Here is a 14940-nt window from a genome sequence, read left to right as displayed (position 1 = left end):
AAATGGATTTAGATAACCTATTCAAAACGACTTCATCAAGCAAAGATAAGAAGAACAACACCATTGATCTGGTTGTTTCAGATGATTTGGCTTTTCTTCAAGCAATCGACGAGCTCTATGCAATCGAAGGTTTCGCTTCACCTTTAAAAGTCGACGATATTGATGACGAAAGTTGGCATAAAACTAACGCTGAAATAAAACATGTCATTCTTGACTTAAGAGCATGTGGTGAGTTGATTTCAGAAGTTGCGGAGATCTCTTCAAGATTAGACGTCAGCATTTCTCTTATTGTAGTGAGTAACATGGACTCAATACTGATGCGAGATAAAGTCCTGTCATTGGGTGCCAACTACATTCTTTGGGACCCTGAACTCGATGGTTTGTTAGGGGCGCTTAAAGAGTCAAGTGCTGCGACATTCTCACCAACAGTTAAGAAGAAGTCTCGCATTGCCAAGCGAGTCTTAGTGCTTGGTAGCAAAGGTGGGGTGGGCGTGTCGACGATCAGTGCCTTTCTTTCACACAGTTTGAGTCAACAAGCGAACTTAAAAACCTTGCTTGTTGAGCATGACACCATCGCACTAAACTCAGACATATTTCTAGGCTTAAAAGGGCTAAAAGCGCAGCAAAACAGCATTGATTTGAACCAGTCTGAACTGGATGCCGCGATTGCTGGAAGCTATGTAAAACCCGTTAAAGATAAGCTCAACTTCCTCACATTAGAAAAGAACGTTGCTTGCTTGAGCGATCATGTAGATTCGTTGTTTCGCATCTCTAACGAACTGGTTGATCAATACAACTTTATCATTGATTCCATGCCGCTTAGTGCGATTGATGAGCTGACAGCAGAAGACATCAGTGACCGATACAACCGTATTTTTATTGTTTGCGAACCTTCTGTGGCGTCACTAAGAGCGTACCACTCGATCAAGAAGAAGCTGGGTAAGTCTGAGCATCGAGTGATTTTCTCGATGACGCGATCTCAGAAGGACTACATGATGCCGCTTCAAGGGGCGAAAGAGAAAATCAAAGCCAAAGACGCGATTGATTTTGCTTATGAAGCCAATCTAGAGAAGCTCATTATTCAACAAGGCATTCAAAATACGGCAAAGCTTAAGTTTGCACCTGCTATTGCCAATATTGTGAATTCGTTGACGGGTAAAAAAGTCAAAGTGCAGAAAAAGTTCGCGTGGTTTAAGAAATGAATCACTTGAAAGAAGTTTATATTGAAATTCGAGATGAGATCTTTGACGCCTTAGATGCAGCCTCGTTAGTTGACGTTGAACCGTTGGAGCTTGAGAGCCAGCTAAAAGACTCCGTTAATATTCTTATTGAGAAGAAGCAACTTCAAATCAGTAGCTTAAAGCGTTTAGAGCTGGTTAAAGCACTGCTTGACGAGTTGAAAGGTCTTGGTCCCCTTCAAGCGTTGGTCGATAACGATGAAATCTCGGACATCATGATCAATGGTCCTTCGGACATCTTTATCGAATTGAACGGTAAGGTAGAAAAATCACCAATTCAGTTTGTTAACGAGAAACAGCTCAACACCATTGCTAAGCGTATTGCCTCAAATGTGGGGCGTCGAATTGATGAATCAAAACCGCTTTGTGATGCTCGTTTGGAAGATGGAAGTCGTGTAAACATTGTTATTCCGCCTCTTGCAATCGATGGGACATCCATTTCGATTCGTAAGTTCAAAGAGCAAAAAATCAAGCTAGAAAACTTGGTTCAGTTTGGCGCGCTATCGGTTGAAATGGCAAAGCTGCTTTCGATTGCCAGCCATTGTAAGTGCAACATCCTTATCTCTGGGGGTACGGGTTCAGGTAAAACAACCTTGTTGAACGCATTGTCCGGTTTCATTGGTAGTGGTGAACGTATCGTTACCATTGAAGATGCGGCCGAACTTCAATTGCAACAACCACACATTGTTCGATTGGAAACTCGTCAAGCAAGTGTTGAAGGGACGGGTGAAATCACTGCGCGAGATTTGGTAATCAACGCCCTGCGTATGCGACCAGATAGAATCATTGTTGGTGAGTGTCGTGGTGGTGAAGCGTTTGAAATGCTTCAAGCAATGAACACTGGTCACGATGGCTCAATGTCTACGCTTCACGCGAACACCCCTCGTGATGCGATTGCTCGTGTGGAGAGTATGGTAATGATGGCGACAGCCAGTCTACCGCTTGAGGCGATTCGTCGAACCATCGTGAGTGCGGTTGACCTGATAGTCCAAGTACGACGACTCCATGATGGTAGTCGTAAGCTCTTGTTTATCAGTGAAATTGTTGGTCTCGAAGGTGACAACGTTGTTATGGAAGATATCTTCCGGTTTGAAAACAACGGAATGGGTGATGAAGGCAAAATCTCGGGCGAATTTCGAACGCCAGGTCTTTCTAAGCGCTCTGTAATTTATGAGCGCGCGAAGTTCTTTGGCTTGGATGGGGCGCTGCAGGAGCTGTTCTCATGATGCTGATTGTCATTTTGCTATGGGTTGTAGTTGCGTTGTTTCTGTTTATTGGGCATTCGAAAAAACAGAAAGAAATCACATCAATCATTGAGCAATCTAATACGTTCGAGGGCGTTTCTGGCTCTCGAGCGGTTATCGATTCAGAAAGCTTTGATATCAGCTACCGAAAAAAGATTAAGGATAAATTTAAGCAGTTGAAAAAGCTGTTGAGTCCTAATGCAGGAATCAAATTGATTGGCTTTTTCGCGGGATCTTCATTAGCGGTTTACTTCGTTAACGATTGGTTCTTCATGTTTGAGTATTGGAAAGTGCTGCTTGCTTTGGAGCCAATATTGTTTGTGATGTTTATTCTCAAACTTAGTGGCATCCAAGCGCAGCGATTCAAGGATAACTTCCCGGATGCGCTGAACATTCTTTCTGGTGCGCTCTCCTCGGGTCAGAGTATTGTCCATGCGTTCGAATACGTGGGTACTCAGCTTGATAATGAAGTAGGCGAAGAGTTCAAGAAGATGTCAGAGCGTCTACTTATCGGTGAAGACCCAGATGATGTATTGGCGCGAAGTGCTGCGTCGTTCCCTTATGTTGAGTACTTTTTCTTTGCGGCGACGATTCGAATCAACTTGAGTCGAGGTGGCCAACTAAAAGACGTCATTAACCGTATCAACCGAATCATGTTTGAAGCAAGGGCGATCGAGAAGAAGAAAAATGCACTGACGTCAGAGGCGCGTGCTTCAGCAAAAATCATCGCGGCTCTGCCAGTTATCTTTATCATGATTTTGAAGTTCACAAGCCCAGATAACTATAACTTCGTGATGTTCGAAGATGGGGGGAAGCCTATTTTCTATTACGTGTTGATCAGTGAAGCTATCGGATTCTTCTTTATCTACATGATATTAAGAGGGGTGAAGTAGTGGTCGATATAAAATTAATCTTTTTAGGATTAGGGTTGTTTATTTCATTATCTGTCGCGTATTACTCATTAAAAGTGTTTGATAAAACCAAAGCGAATATTTCGACAAAAAAGATCATTGACTCAACCCAAGAAAAGACGCCTTTTTCAGAAAAGTTAGCAGTACAACTTTCGCGTCTGTCTTTTAATAAAGAAGAAACGAAAAACAACTTAGTTAGAGCAGGGATTCATAGTGATTTTATTGCACAGGCCTATTACCTGCTGAAGATTATACCGCTGTTATTTTGTTTAGCATTTATTGGCTATTCTTACATGCAAGGAGACATGGAATTTTCATCTGCGTTTATTTCATTCTCAGTCTCGATGCTTGTGTGTTTGATTGCGCCAGATATGTACATCTCTTCGAAAGGGAATGCGAATGTTCGTCACGTGAGTAGTCGACTGCCTTTCTTACTCGACTTAATGAACGTGTGTGTGCATACCGGGATGACGCTCGAAGCGAGCTTGGAATATTTATCGAACGAGTTAAAAACAGTCGATGAAAACCTGGCTTATGTTGTTAAAAAAACGTCAGAACGAGCCAAAATTGTTGGTTTGGATCGAGCACTTACTGAGTTCTATGATCTGGTTCCAACCCCAGAGGCACAAAGCTTTGTTATGACACTTACTCAAAGCTTGAAGTACGGCTCATCAGTAGGTGCGGTATTAGCCTCCCTCGCTTCTGATATTCGAGAAATAAACATGCTCGATTTGGAAGAAAGAATAGGAAAGATGGGGGCAAAAATGTCCATACCAATGATCACTTTTATCATGGTTCCTATTGTTGTTCTAATCGCAGCGCCAGGGATAATGAGGATGCTAGGATAATGAATGTAAAAAACTATATCTCCCTTTTTGTTTTATTGCTTTTAAGTGGGTGTTCCACCATCAATCAGGAATTAGTAACCAAAGAAAAACTACTAACTAATTCTGGACAAACTGAACAATTGATCGAGTTTTATAAAGCAAATTTGGTTGAGGTTCCAAGCTATAAGATAAAACTGATTAACTTATATCTCGATAACAAAGATCAAAAGTCTGCCGAATTATATATAAATACTCTTGAGAAAAAAGACCTCGAAGACCCAGAGATTATTTATATCTTAGCTAAGTTGGAATATCTAAAACGTAATTATGACGCAAGTGATCGTTATTTAGATGATTATTTAGAAAATGGTGGTCCGGAAGGTAATTATTATCTATTAAAAGGTAAGATTTTAGCGCGTAAGAAAGACTACAGCGGTGCAATCGCCAACTTCAACGACAGCAAGAAAAACGGCGCGTCTGACCGAGAAGCGAATAACAATATTGCCGTCGTGATGATGCTGCAAGGTCGTCCAGAACCTGCAATGGAGCTGCTATACAGCTTGTTTGCGGCTAATCCGAACGATGAAAAAGTCCGTTCAAATCTTCTATTAGCTTCGACTCGATCACACCGACCTGATGTGGCATTGGAAGTGTTAAAGCACGACAGCAGTGAACAAGAAGCGCGAGTCAAACTGAAAAAACTCATGCAGAGCGTCAAACCGCTTCCTAAAAAAGTAACGAAAAAAGCTCCACCAAAGCAGGTCGCTAAAGTAAAGGAAAAGAAAAATATGGAAATGGAAACGAAATCAGTCGATTTGAAACCAAAGTACGTAGCACGCTCAGTTCTAGATCCAAAAAATTTACGCCCTAAAGCGCCGTCAATTTACCGAATTCAAGTTTTGGCAACCTATAAGGTGATTCCTTCGGATTACTTAAACTATCTGAAAGGCAATTATGGAAGTGTGTATTCCTACACGCACGGCTTATGGAAGCGTTACTGCATTGGTGAGTTCAGTGACATCAATGACGCAAAGAAATTTCTTGAAAACATGGATGTCAAAGGTGCCTTTGTTGTTGATTACACGAAGAAAAGGTACGTCGAGCTATGATCAAGTTTCAAAAGGGAAGTTTGACGGTCGAGACCGCAATGGGCTTGCCAGTTTTACTAATGGTTCTGTTTACTTGGTTTGACTTGTCGGTTTTAACGTACTCAATGGGTGTGACGGATCATGCATTAACCACAGCAGTGATGAGCAGTAAAAAGCAAGGCAGCTCTCACAGTACTGAAAAAATTGATTACCAAGACGTAATAAAAACCAAGCTTGAATCAAGTGGTGGTGCACTATGGTCAAAAGTTGTTGATCACTCAACGGTTTCGGCATCGGTTTATTACTTTAAAAACCTAACTGACTTTATCCATTGTAATCGCAGTGGAAAAGTGTTGAGTGAATGCCCAAACATCAAGAAAGGCGACACTGCTGAAAACTCAGTCAACATGCCAATTGCCATATACCAATTGAGCTTCACCTATCAGCCTCTGTTTAACTTTGTTATGCCAAGCATGAACATTAGTCGCGAGATGGTCGCGGTTCAGGAGTACGAGCGCTGTACGTTCAAGTTAGGAGAGGAGATCAGTTGTGGTAACTAAGTCAAAGCAAACCGGTGCTTTTATTGTTGAGCTTGCATTGGTCTTACTCTTTTTTGGCTCCATTATTGCCATGCATATCAACTACACCATCGCCGTTAATAAAAAAGGGCAGTTGGATAGGGTTGTGTATTCGATCGTCAGTGTTATTAGTGAACGCCGACAGTTGTTTGCCAATGAGCTCGATATTTGTGGCGCAGGAGGTAAGCAGTGCGAGACACACATGAACAATTCGTTCGATATGGCGAAAGGCATGTTGAAACGCACACTACCAGATTTTGACGAAAATGAGCTGGGGATGCGAGTCATAGAGCTATCTTTGATTGATAAAGATAAGAAGCTTGTTAGAACCACCGCTTTAAAAGGCATGACGGCGGGGTGTAATTTTCCGGATCTAGAGGAAATTACAGTGGAAAAAGCAACAAAACTATTGCCTTTGACCACGCAAAACCGACGCCTTCCTCTTTATCATGTGTCTCTTTGCTACAAAACGCCGTTTAACATTATCGGTCTTATGAGCGGTGAGCCGATCAAAGTCGTGACCAGTTCCTATTCATTTGCAAGGATTTAATATGAAGCGCTTCACTAAGCAAAAAGGGGTTGCTGGGATCATATTTCTTTCGTTTCTCCCTATATTAATCATCACTTTCTCGTTTTCTGTTGGCTATACGCAACGTTTGCTTGCGCACTCAAAAATAGAGGAGGCGGCTGAAGTTGCGAGTCTTGCCTTGATTGCAAGTCCAGGCAAAGACAATCAAGAAGACAAAGACTATGCGCAGAGAATTGTCGACTTATATATTACCGACAATATTAGCGACATTCAGATCAACGTATCGACCAAGAAGTGTGAGTACAAAGACGGTTGCGTTCAGAAAGCCAATGAGTTATCGCCATTTGCAGACTTCACCGTGGTTGCGACCTCTGAGCATGATTCATGGATTTCACATAATGAAATCGGCGTAGAGCCAAAATTCAAAGTGTCTGGCGACTCGATCACCCGGAAATACTTACCTCAACCGGTGGATATCTACTTCATACTGGATACCAGTCAATCGATGAGTAACCTGTGGTATGGGCAAAACAACAAAACCCAGATGCAGGTGGTGAAGGAAACGATCACCAAAGTTGTCGAAGATTTGAAGGACTTCAAAACCGGTGAGAATAAGAAGAGTCGCGTTGCCTTGTTGACTTACAACGCCTACAACGTGAAATACGATAAAAAAGATCGCAGACTAAAATTCTACGACTATGCAAGTGAGTTTTCTCACACAGAAGCATCTTTCCAAAGCATTGTCGATGATATGTTTGACCAGTCTGTGGATGAACAAAACGTGTACCACTCTAGTTATTACAATCAGGCACGAGATATTCCAATAACAGACAACTATCAGGAATTTATCAATATCTTGAATTCGAACAAGGTAATGCCTGCTAGGGGTGGCGGCACCAATTCTTGGTTAGGTCTGATTGCAGCAGCGAAAGAGGCAGACAAAGTTAAGAAAGAAGAGCGTAACCCAGAACAGGTGTTTATCTTCCTTTCTGATGGTGCAGATACAGACGTACGATTCCCTGACTATCTCCATCGAAACAGTACGTATAGAAACAAATACGACGTGGTCACGAAAAGTTATCGAGACAGTTATGGTTATATTCAGTATCAACAAGTTTACGACAAGTTCTTGAAGTCATTAGTGCGTGAACACAACCTTTGTGAACAGCTCAAGAAAAGAATTTCTAGCAAAGAAAATAAGTTTCAAAGTGAACACGCGAAGTTAGAAGGTGAAAAAACAAAAGTCACTATGGGCGTTATAGGTGTTAACTACAACGTACAAAAGGACGATGGATTCGGTGATTGTGTTGGCGAGAAAAATATTTATCACGCAAAAAATGGTAAAGATGTCTACAAATACATATTAAATCTGATTAACGAAGAGACAGGACGATTAAAAGATTAAAATGAAAAAATTATTATCAATCGCGATTATTTTTACCTCAAATGTCGCACTCGCTAATTGTATTAATCATGATGAAAACTACGTGAGCTCTAAAATTCTTAAAAGTTCCGAAACAAAAGTCACTCAGGTTGTTGGTAAGTTAGCGGTGACGGTAAATGAAGAACGCTCTATTGTACAGGATAAGAGAGTAGTTAAGGTTGAAGGGTTGAATGCGACCGACAGCTGCACCTTTGATAAGAACTCGATGTCGTTGATCCTCAACTATGATACTGATAAATATCGTTTAACAGACACTCACAAACAAGCGATTTCGCAATACTTGGAACTGGTTGACGAAGGTACTCGTGTTCTTGTTGAAGGGCATACTGATGAAGTCGGCTCTCAAGCTTATAACAAAGGCTTGTCTGCTCGTCGCGCGAATGCCGCAACAACATACCTGAAACAAGGGTTAGGTCTAGGCAACAGGATTGTTGAAAAAGCATTCGGTGAGTCTGCACCGATTTGTAAGGTAAATGAAAACAAAGTATCTGGCTGTAACCGTCGAGTTGTATTAACGATAGACTAATGTGTAATCCACTGTTTGCTGTTGTCATTATAATTTTTATGTGCTCACTATTAAGTGGGGTTGTTTAGTAAAAGAGCTTGGTACTTACCAAGCTCTTTTATTACTGATATTTATTATGGAATAATAAATGTCTATTTCATTTTTCAATCATTAATCGATAGCATTTAATTTTGTTTTTATACAACGATAATTAAAATGTCTATTTCTCGATGCGTTATCGCTTCTACCTTTTTTCTATTCATTAGCCACCCAATATATTCAGCGGAGCTCATTATTGGACCAAGTATGAGTTCGCAGTTAGAGAGGGTGATATCAAATCCTTCCATTAAGAAGGACGTATCCGATTCATTGTTAGGAATCGACAAGAATCACAATCACATCCGTGACGACGTGGAAGCAGTGTTGAAAGCACTCAAAATCAGTGAAATTAATCACGATTTTCTTTTGCGTTACGTACAATATTCTTCAAGCATTTTGCAACACGACTTCTCGAGTAACGATGCGAATAATCAGCTCTTGGCATACGAGATCTACAAAGATTACCGTTATGTCAGACATTGCTTTAAGGAAGCCGGGGTGGACGGTAAAGATCTTTATGATGCGATACATGCGGTAAATCGATTGATGTTCAATACCGATGCTCGAATTGTCGCGTACCTGAACTACGAAAAGTACATCGACATAAGTACCATGTATGAGGGCATTAGTTACGATTGTAATAACTAGGGGTTGTTGTGATTTCAATTGGGAGGGACTGGGTTAGAGGACGATTTCTTATACCTTGGAAATCAATGACAGTGTCACTTTTTACTTATAGTCTTTTGTCTTAGCTAGGTATCCGCTCAAAGCTAATCACTTTGAGCGCTTTAGTTGTTCATTCTCTATATTCTACCGATTTTATATATTTTCGATTGTAAGTTACTTAAAAAGGAATACAATCGCGAAATGTTACCCCTTCTTGGTGGATCTAAAAATGATAAAGAAAACCCTCCTAGCTATGGCACTTTCTGCCAGTATTATTGCGCCTGCAATCGCTTGTACTGGCATCTCTCTTTCAACTACTGCAAATGACCATATTCACGCTCGAACGATTGAGTGGGGCGAGAGCGATCTCAATAGTAAACTGATTGTCGCCCCGCGTGACTATACGTTCACATCAACCATGCCAGACCAAAAGCACGGTTTAAGCTGGGAGAGCAAATATGGATTTGTTGGTATTTCAGTGAGTGATGACCGCTTTATTGGCGAAGGTATTAACGAAGAAGGGCTAACAGCTGGTTTGTTCTACTTTAAAGGGTACGGTTCTTTAAAGGCTTACAACCCGAAAGATCGCGCAAATAGTATCGCTGATATGGACTTTGTCCGTTGGATGTTGTCACAATTTAAAACCGTTGAAGAAGTGAAAACCGCAATGAAAAACATCGATATTGTGCCAGTGTATATCGATGAAAAAGGGCAGCCATCACCAACCGGACATTGGCGTGTTACTGATAAAGCAGGCAACAACATCGTAATTGAAATTATGGATGGTGGTCAGGTACATATTTACGACAATGAGGTGGGTGTACTGACTAATTCGCCAACCTTCCCATGGCAAGTAACGAACTTGAACAACTACATCCATCTGCAACCGGGCACCAGTGCGCCGACCAAGTTTGGTGACGTTGAAGCGAAATCTTTTGGTATTGGCTCTGGTTTCTTAGGTTTGCCGGGAGACATTACGCCGCCATCACGTTTTGTTCGTGCTGCGTTCTTTGTTAATACCGCGCCAGAATCAAAAAACTCGCAAGAAGCGGTCTCTCAAGCGTTCCATATTCTAAACAACTTCGATATTCCAATTGGTACTGAGTTTAACGCCGAATATCGTGAGCATATCCCAAATTTGCCAAGTGCCACTCAATGGACATCAGTGATCGACCAAGGAAATGGTGCGCTTTACTACACAACCATGCATGACAGCCGAATTAAAAAGGTTGATTTGAAAAAGATAGACTTTAACCAAAAGCAGGAGCTTAAACGTCAGCTTGATAACGGCTCGTTTACAGTTGAAGAAATCCGTCTTTAATTCATAAAACCAAGAGAGCAGGTGAGAGCCTGTTCTCTTTCAATCATTTTCCTTTTCTTTCCCTTATCTTTTCGTAAATCTCTCTTTTTCAACGACAAGCTCCCAAAGGGTACTCTTTGCAAATAGTAAGGGGCTTGGCTTGCATGCTTTGTAGCCGATTCTTGATTTAGACCCACTAGACCTTTAAATCGCCGCCGCGTGTTTAAACCCAGTCGTTCTCGCTGAATCAGGTATCTCGAGGTATATAGCTAAGATTAGAAAATCAGGCAGAAAGTGCTGTTTTTAGCCTTTTAATTCGGTTTTATGCGATTCTCATAGGCATTCTTTCAGAAATGTTCTAGCGTATGCTATCCAGACTTCCTCGGATATTTGCCAGAATCTCCCTAAATATATAAATGTTAGTTGGGGAAGTAGCGTGAAGGATAAAATGGAGAGATATTGGATTCAGTTGGTTGATAAAGCTGGCACTGCTTCTGATTTGTCGGACTTAACCCGTTTAAGGTTGCGAGGCTGTATTGGTAAATATGGCTTGAGATATAAGGTAGAAGGGGGCGTGCTTGCCGAGCATCGTTATGATCGAAAACGTCTTAGCCTAAATTTAGAGAGTGAAGAGTAAGCTCCACTCTCTAAGATGTCTTATGAATTGCTTTTGCTGGTTACTTTTTCTAAAGCGATTTGTTTAGCATCATTACTTGTGAACATTTGGTATGGACGCAGACCAAACAAAGGCATGATTGAGTAGATATGATCGAACAAGTCCGCTTGCACACCTTCATAGTAAGCCCAGTCAGTATTATTGGTAAAAGCGTAAACCTGCAACGGAATACCCTCTGGTGTCGGCTCTAGTTGCCTCACCATAATCAGCATGTACTGGTGAATGTCTTTGTTCGCTTTCAAGTAAGCATTAATGTAAGCGCGGAACATACCTAAGTTGGTCATTTGACGTAGGTTGCCGAAGGCGGGTTCCTCACTCATTTCTTGATTGTAATCACTGATTTCACGCGATTTTTCATAAATGTACTGACGAAGGATTCGGATGCTTTTTAGCTTTTCAATTTCTTCATCAGATAAGAAGCGAATTGATGTGACATCAACATTCACGGACCGCTTGATACGGCGACCGCCAGAATCTGACATGCCTTGCCAGTTAATGAAGGCGTTTTGCACCAATGCGTAAGCAGGCAGCATGCTCACGGTGTTATCGAAGTTTCGAACTTTTACTGTGGTGAGTGAGATTTCCTCTACTGTGCCATTCGCACCGTAAGAGTCCATTTGAATCCAATCGTTCAGGCTGATCATGCGGTTTGCAGATAGTTGAATGCCTGCAACAAAGCCCAATATCGTATCCTTAAACACCAACATGACGAAGCCCGTCGCAACGCCTAGACCTGATAGGAAAATCACCGGTGATTCGTTGGCAAGAATCGACATGGAAACCACAATACCAACAAAGAAGGTGAACAGTTTTATCAGTTGGACGAAGCTTTTGATCGGCATTCTTCTCGTGATGCCTTTAAACGTCGCAATGTCATTTAACGCATCAAGCAGGGCAAAGATCATCCAGATAAAAATGACTAAAATAGAGATGCTTAGAATCCGGTCAAAGATGTTCGCTAACCAATCGTAGTGACCTACGGCGAGAGGGATAAAGACATCCAACACCATGATTGGGATCAGTAATGAGAGCTTTTCTAAGACATCATACTTCGCCAAGCTTTCAGCGAGTGGTTTATTGGCTTTTTGTAGAACATTATTGACTGACCGCACGATCAGGTGATGCACTATCAAGTAGCTGATCGCTGCTGCGGTTAAGCTCGCAAGAATGAAAACGGTTGTGAGTTCGATGCCATAAGGGTCACTATTGATGCCCACGGAACTGAGTTTGTCTGCTATGAAAGTGCGAATGTGATGATCGAGCAAAATGTCATCCTCAAAATGTAACCTGAATGAAGAAGTGAGAACTTCTTTGAAGAGGTCAGGCAACAGGCGTTAGAAAGCCGCTCATCCTACTCTCCATCTCTTTGTTTTGCACTGGTTTAATCCAGCAATCTTGAAACTTATTATTCAAAAATAGCGTATAGCCGATGATGTGATACAGGTTTAACATCCAATTATGCAAACGGGACACGTATTTCTGTTAAGTCTGTGAACTCCCTATGTTTTATTAGACTAGACTGAGAAGGCGGCTCGCGTTTAATTCAAGAGGCATTCAATGGAAAATTCTAATCAATCACAACAGCCTACATTTTTGTCTAAAGGCTGGAAATACTTCGTTATCGTTGGCGTTATTATCTCTTTAATGGGCATTGGTGCTATGAGTTTGCCAGTGCTTGCGGGCGTAACGATATCGACTATAGTAGGTGCGGTACTACTGTTCAGTGGTTTGGTTCAGGCATACCACACGTTTTCTATTAATGTGTGGAAAGAGAAGCTTTGGTACGTATTAAGTGCTGTGCTGTATATTGTCGGCGGTCTGTTCATTCTGTTTAAACCATTGGCAGGTTTGGTGACCATTACTATGTTGATGGTGATCGTGATGATTCTAAATGGTTTAACCCGTGTATTTTTCGGCTTAAGTAATCGCAGTTTACCAAGCAGTAATGTGATCGTGCTCAGTGGCGTGATTTCTGTTCTGATTGGTGGCTACTTCTTTATGTTGCTCGACGATCCTGCGTTCTCGACTACATTGCTAGGCACTTTTGTTGGTATCTCATTATTGATTGAAGGCATTAGCTTTATCTTTATGGGGATGCAAATGAAGAAGCTCTCTTAAAGAGCGCCATCTACTATCTCGAGGTTACTTGGGTATAGAACAGTACAAAGTGCCTGCCGATTCGGTGGGCATTTTTTATAGAACGATAAAGGTGAAGGGATTAACGAAACAACAAAAAGCCCGATCATCAACTCGGGCTTTTATTGTGAATTAATGAGATCTGTTAACGCTCTGCGTTATTTGGATTCATAAGGTTTAGTGAGGCTGACATTGCGCTTTTCTTTGAATGAAAGAACCAACTGAGGCACAAGTGACATCGTAATCATGCCGATCATTAGGCTGTATTGAATAGGCGTGAAGCTTTCACCCATTAAAACCAAACCAGAGACAATGCCCGCAACAGGGTTAGCAATGCCACCGAAAGTAAAGTCCACAACCGACATACGCTGCAATAACCACACGTACATGCCGTAGCCAAGTGCGGTGTTGAGTATGATGACCCACAGTAGTCCACTTAGGTTTCTTAGAGTGATGTTTTCGACTGCTTGAACGTATGGCTCAGGGTTAATGCTTGCTAGTACACCTGCCGCGATAGATAAAACAACGCCGCCTAAAATAAGTTGCCAAGTGAGTACTGTCCACCAATGCATTCTTGAACCTAGAGACTTAGTTACGCTGCTGCCGATCACAATACACATAATGGCAGAGAGCATAGCCACTAGACCGATCGGGTTTAGCGTAATCGAGCTTGGGTCGAACAAAAACCAAGCCAGGGCGATAAGGGTGGCACCGCTGACTCCTTGAATAAGGCTCGGTTGGCGGTTGTAAACCACCCACCCAAACAGCATGGCAAAGACAGGTACTGAAATCATACCCACACCAGAGATTGCAGAAGGCAAGGTTAACGCCATCACGAAAATGAGACCAAAAAAGAGGGCAATATTAATCGTGCCAAGCACAAGCAAGATCTTCCAATCTTGTTTCTTTGGTAAAGAAGGTTTGATAGCAAGTAGCAATAGACCAGCTGGCAATGCTCGCAGTGCACCAAGTAACACTGGCGGCCAGTCTGGCAAAGTAAACTGTGTCACAGCGTACGTTGTACCCCAGAAGAACGCCGGAATCATCGCGAGTAAAATGTTCATGTTAAATATCTTTACGTTGAGATAATTTGTTGTAAAGGTACGCTCGTTATTGCTTCTTGTAAAGTATCTTTATGTTAAAATAAATTGGTCAATCAAAATATCTTTGGAGATAAAAGGATAAATGGACGCAATTGATAGAGTGGTAAGTCAGTGGGCTAAGGAAAAGCCTGATCTCGATACCGAGCCAATGGCGATCATGGGGCGTTTAATGCGGATTGCTAAATATATGGAAAACCACGTTGCCGAGGTACATAAGCGCTACGATCTTAAAATGGGTGAGTTTGATGTATTAGCTACGTTGCGTCGTAGTGGTGAACCTTATCGTTTAACCCCTTCGGAGTTGATCTCATCGATGATGCTGACGTCTGGTGCCATGACCAATCGACTCGACAAGCTGGAAAAAAAAGGATTGATCGCTCGCGAGCACAGCAAAGAAGATCGCCGCAGTGTGAGTGTTCAGCTTACTTCAAAAGGTTTTGAACTGATCGATGCGCTTATTGAGCAACATTTACAGGCTCAGCATGAATTAATGGGGTCGTTGACTCGTGACGAAAGAGCACAGGTTAATCAGGCATTAAAATTGTTATTGCCTCAGTATGAATAAATGAATTCAAAGGTTTAGGATAGGGATGAAT

The 14940-nt window shown here is 41.8% G+C and carries 16 protein-coding genes; 14 read left to right on the top strand and 2 right to left on the bottom strand.

Going from position 1 to position 14940, the window contains the following annotated elements; all coding sequences use genetic code 11:
- Positions 1 to 2: 2 nt before the first annotated feature.
- The 12 genes from OH463_RS19205 to OH463_RS19150 all read left to right on the top strand — a co-directional run bounded on the left by OH463_RS19205 (position 3) and on the right by OH463_RS19150 (position 11066).
- On the top strand, positions 3 to 1202 hold the full coding sequence (locus OH463_RS19205; RefSeq protein ID WP_017190208.1) for an AAA family ATPase: 1200 nt from the start codon (positions 3 to 5) through the stop codon (positions 1200 to 1202).
- Complete coding sequence (locus OH463_RS19200) at positions 1199 to 2464, top strand: CpaF family protein (RefSeq protein ID WP_269992143.1); 1266 nt, start codon at positions 1199 to 1201, stop codon at positions 2462 to 2464. Before OH463_RS19205 ends, OH463_RS19200 begins: the two co-directional genes overlap by 4 nt.
- Positions 2461 to 3375: a type II secretion system F family protein gene (locus OH463_RS19195; protein WP_049535983.1), complete on the top strand. Its 915-nt coding sequence runs from the start codon at positions 2461 to 2463 to the stop codon at positions 3373 to 3375. The genes OH463_RS19200 and OH463_RS19195 overlap by 4 nt, the downstream gene beginning before the upstream one ends.
- A complete protein-coding gene (locus tag OH463_RS19190; protein ID WP_258455475.1) occupies positions 3375 to 4241 on the top strand; it encodes a type II secretion system F family protein in 867 nt (288 codons plus the stop codon). Before OH463_RS19195 ends, OH463_RS19190 begins: the two co-directional genes overlap by 1 nt.
- Positions 4241 to 5329: a tetratricopeptide repeat protein gene (locus OH463_RS19185; RefSeq protein WP_061065036.1), complete on the top strand. Its 1089-nt coding sequence runs from the start codon at positions 4241 to 4243 to the stop codon at positions 5327 to 5329. The genes OH463_RS19190 and OH463_RS19185 overlap by 1 nt, the downstream gene beginning before the upstream one ends.
- Positions 5326 to 5868, top strand: coding sequence for a TadE family protein (locus tag OH463_RS19180; protein ID WP_029788146.1), 543 nt, complete (start codon positions 5326 to 5328; stop codon positions 5866 to 5868). The genes OH463_RS19185 and OH463_RS19180 overlap by 4 nt, the downstream gene beginning before the upstream one ends.
- Positions 5858 to 6436, top strand: a complete 579-nt coding sequence (gene tadF / locus OH463_RS19175) for a tight adherence pilus pseudopilin TadF (protein WP_017190205.1) — start codon at positions 5858 to 5860, stop codon at positions 6434 to 6436. The genes OH463_RS19180 and tadF overlap by 11 nt, the downstream gene beginning before the upstream one ends.
- A gap of 1 nt (position 6437) precedes the next feature.
- Complete coding sequence (locus OH463_RS19170) at positions 6438 to 7820, top strand: TadE/TadG family type IV pilus assembly protein (RefSeq protein ID WP_005445959.1); 1383 nt, start codon at positions 6438 to 6440, stop codon at positions 7818 to 7820.
- Position 7821: 1 nt separating this feature from the next.
- The gene (locus OH463_RS19165; protein ID WP_005445957.1) at positions 7822 to 8385 is read left to right on the top strand and encodes an OmpA family protein; all 564 of its coding nucleotides are present in this window, start codon (positions 7822 to 7824) and stop codon (positions 8383 to 8385) included.
- A 285-nt stretch (positions 8386 to 8670) separates the two neighbouring features.
- The gene (locus tag OH463_RS19160) at positions 8671 to 9111 is read left to right on the top strand and encodes a hypothetical protein (protein WP_017818106.1); all 441 of its coding nucleotides are present in this window, start codon (positions 8671 to 8673) and stop codon (positions 9109 to 9111) included.
- 247 nt (positions 9112 to 9358) lie between these two features.
- Entirely contained in the window at positions 9359 to 10450 is a 1092-nt protein-coding gene (locus OH463_RS19155; protein WP_049536043.1) for a linear amide C-N hydrolase, read from the top strand.
- Positions 10451 to 10877: 427 nt separating this feature from the next.
- Positions 10878 to 11066 (top strand): hypothetical protein, encoded by a 189-nt coding sequence (locus tag OH463_RS19150; protein ID WP_005445954.1) that lies wholly within the window; start codon positions 10878 to 10880, stop codon positions 11064 to 11066.
- A gap of 20 nt (positions 11067 to 11086) precedes the next feature.
- Here the strand turns inward: OH463_RS19150 and OH463_RS19145 are convergent, their stop codons facing one another.
- On the bottom strand, positions 11087 to 12370 hold the full coding sequence (locus OH463_RS19145) for a mechanosensitive ion channel family protein (RefSeq protein WP_050940828.1): 1284 nt from the start codon (positions 12368 to 12370) through the stop codon (positions 11087 to 11089).
- A gap of 292 nt (positions 12371 to 12662) precedes the next feature.
- Between OH463_RS19145 and OH463_RS19140 the strand changes: the two genes are divergently transcribed.
- The gene (locus OH463_RS19140) at positions 12663 to 13223 is read left to right on the top strand and encodes an HdeD family acid-resistance protein (RefSeq protein ID WP_009697518.1); all 561 of its coding nucleotides are present in this window, start codon (positions 12663 to 12665) and stop codon (positions 13221 to 13223) included.
- A gap of 176 nt (positions 13224 to 13399) precedes the next feature.
- On the opposite strand, the gene OH463_RS19135 is transcribed toward OH463_RS19140, so the two are convergent.
- The gene (locus tag OH463_RS19135; protein ID WP_269992131.1) at positions 13400 to 14305 is read right to left on the bottom strand and encodes a DMT family transporter; all 906 of its coding nucleotides are present in this window, start codon (positions 14303 to 14305) and stop codon (positions 13400 to 13402) included.
- Between the two features lie 121 nt (positions 14306 to 14426).
- On the opposite strand from OH463_RS19135, the gene OH463_RS19130 reads away from it, so the two are divergent.
- The gene (locus OH463_RS19130) at positions 14427 to 14909 is read left to right on the top strand and encodes a MarR family winged helix-turn-helix transcriptional regulator (protein ID WP_005445949.1); all 483 of its coding nucleotides are present in this window, start codon (positions 14427 to 14429) and stop codon (positions 14907 to 14909) included.
- The last annotated feature ends 31 nt before the right edge of the window (positions 14910 to 14940 follow it).

Source organism: Vibrio sp. NFR (genome assembly GCF_027587095.1).
Classification (GTDB): Bacteria; Pseudomonadota; Gammaproteobacteria; order Enterobacterales; family Vibrionaceae; genus Vibrio; species Vibrio harveyi.
The sequence above is the reverse complement of the archived record's forward strand: the minus strand, read 5'-3'. Positions and strand labels throughout refer to the sequence as shown.

Coding starts and splice junctions, on each gene's coding strand:
- OH463_RS19205 (WP_017190208.1), top strand. CDS start 3: ATGGATTTAGATAACCTATTCAAAACGACTTCATCAAGCAAAGATAAG.
- OH463_RS19130 (WP_005445949.1), top strand. CDS start 14,427: ATGGACGCAATTGATAGAGTGGTAAGTCAGTGGGCTAAGGAAAAGCCT.
- OH463_RS19170 (WP_005445959.1), top strand. CDS start 6,438: ATGAAGCGCTTCACTAAGCAAAAAGGGGTTGCTGGGATCATATTTCTT.
- OH463_RS19165 (WP_005445957.1), top strand. CDS start 7,822: ATGAAAAAATTATTATCAATCGCGATTATTTTTACCTCAAATGTCGCA.
- OH463_RS19200 (WP_269992143.1), top strand. CDS start 1,199: ATGAATCACTTGAAAGAAGTTTATATTGAAATTCGAGATGAGATCTTT.
- OH463_RS19155 (WP_049536043.1), top strand. CDS start 9,359: ATGATAAAGAAAACCCTCCTAGCTATGGCACTTTCTGCCAGTATTATT.
- OH463_RS19150 (WP_005445954.1), top strand. CDS start 10,878: ATGGAGAGATATTGGATTCAGTTGGTTGATAAAGCTGGCACTGCTTCT.
- OH463_RS19180 (WP_029788146.1), top strand. CDS start 5,326: ATGATCAAGTTTCAAAAGGGAAGTTTGACGGTCGAGACCGCAATGGGC.
- OH463_RS19185 (WP_061065036.1), top strand. CDS start 4,241: ATGAATGTAAAAAACTATATCTCCCTTTTTGTTTTATTGCTTTTAAGT.
- OH463_RS19195 (WP_049535983.1), top strand. CDS start 2,461: ATGATGCTGATTGTCATTTTGCTATGGGTTGTAGTTGCGTTGTTTCTG.
- OH463_RS19135 (WP_269992131.1), bottom strand. CDS start 14,305: ATGAACATTTTACTCGCGATGATTCCGGCGTTCTTCTGGGGTACAACG.
- OH463_RS19140 (WP_009697518.1), top strand. CDS start 12,663: ATGGAAAATTCTAATCAATCACAACAGCCTACATTTTTGTCTAAAGGC.
- OH463_RS19160 (WP_017818106.1), top strand. CDS start 8,671: ATGAGTTCGCAGTTAGAGAGGGTGATATCAAATCCTTCCATTAAGAAG.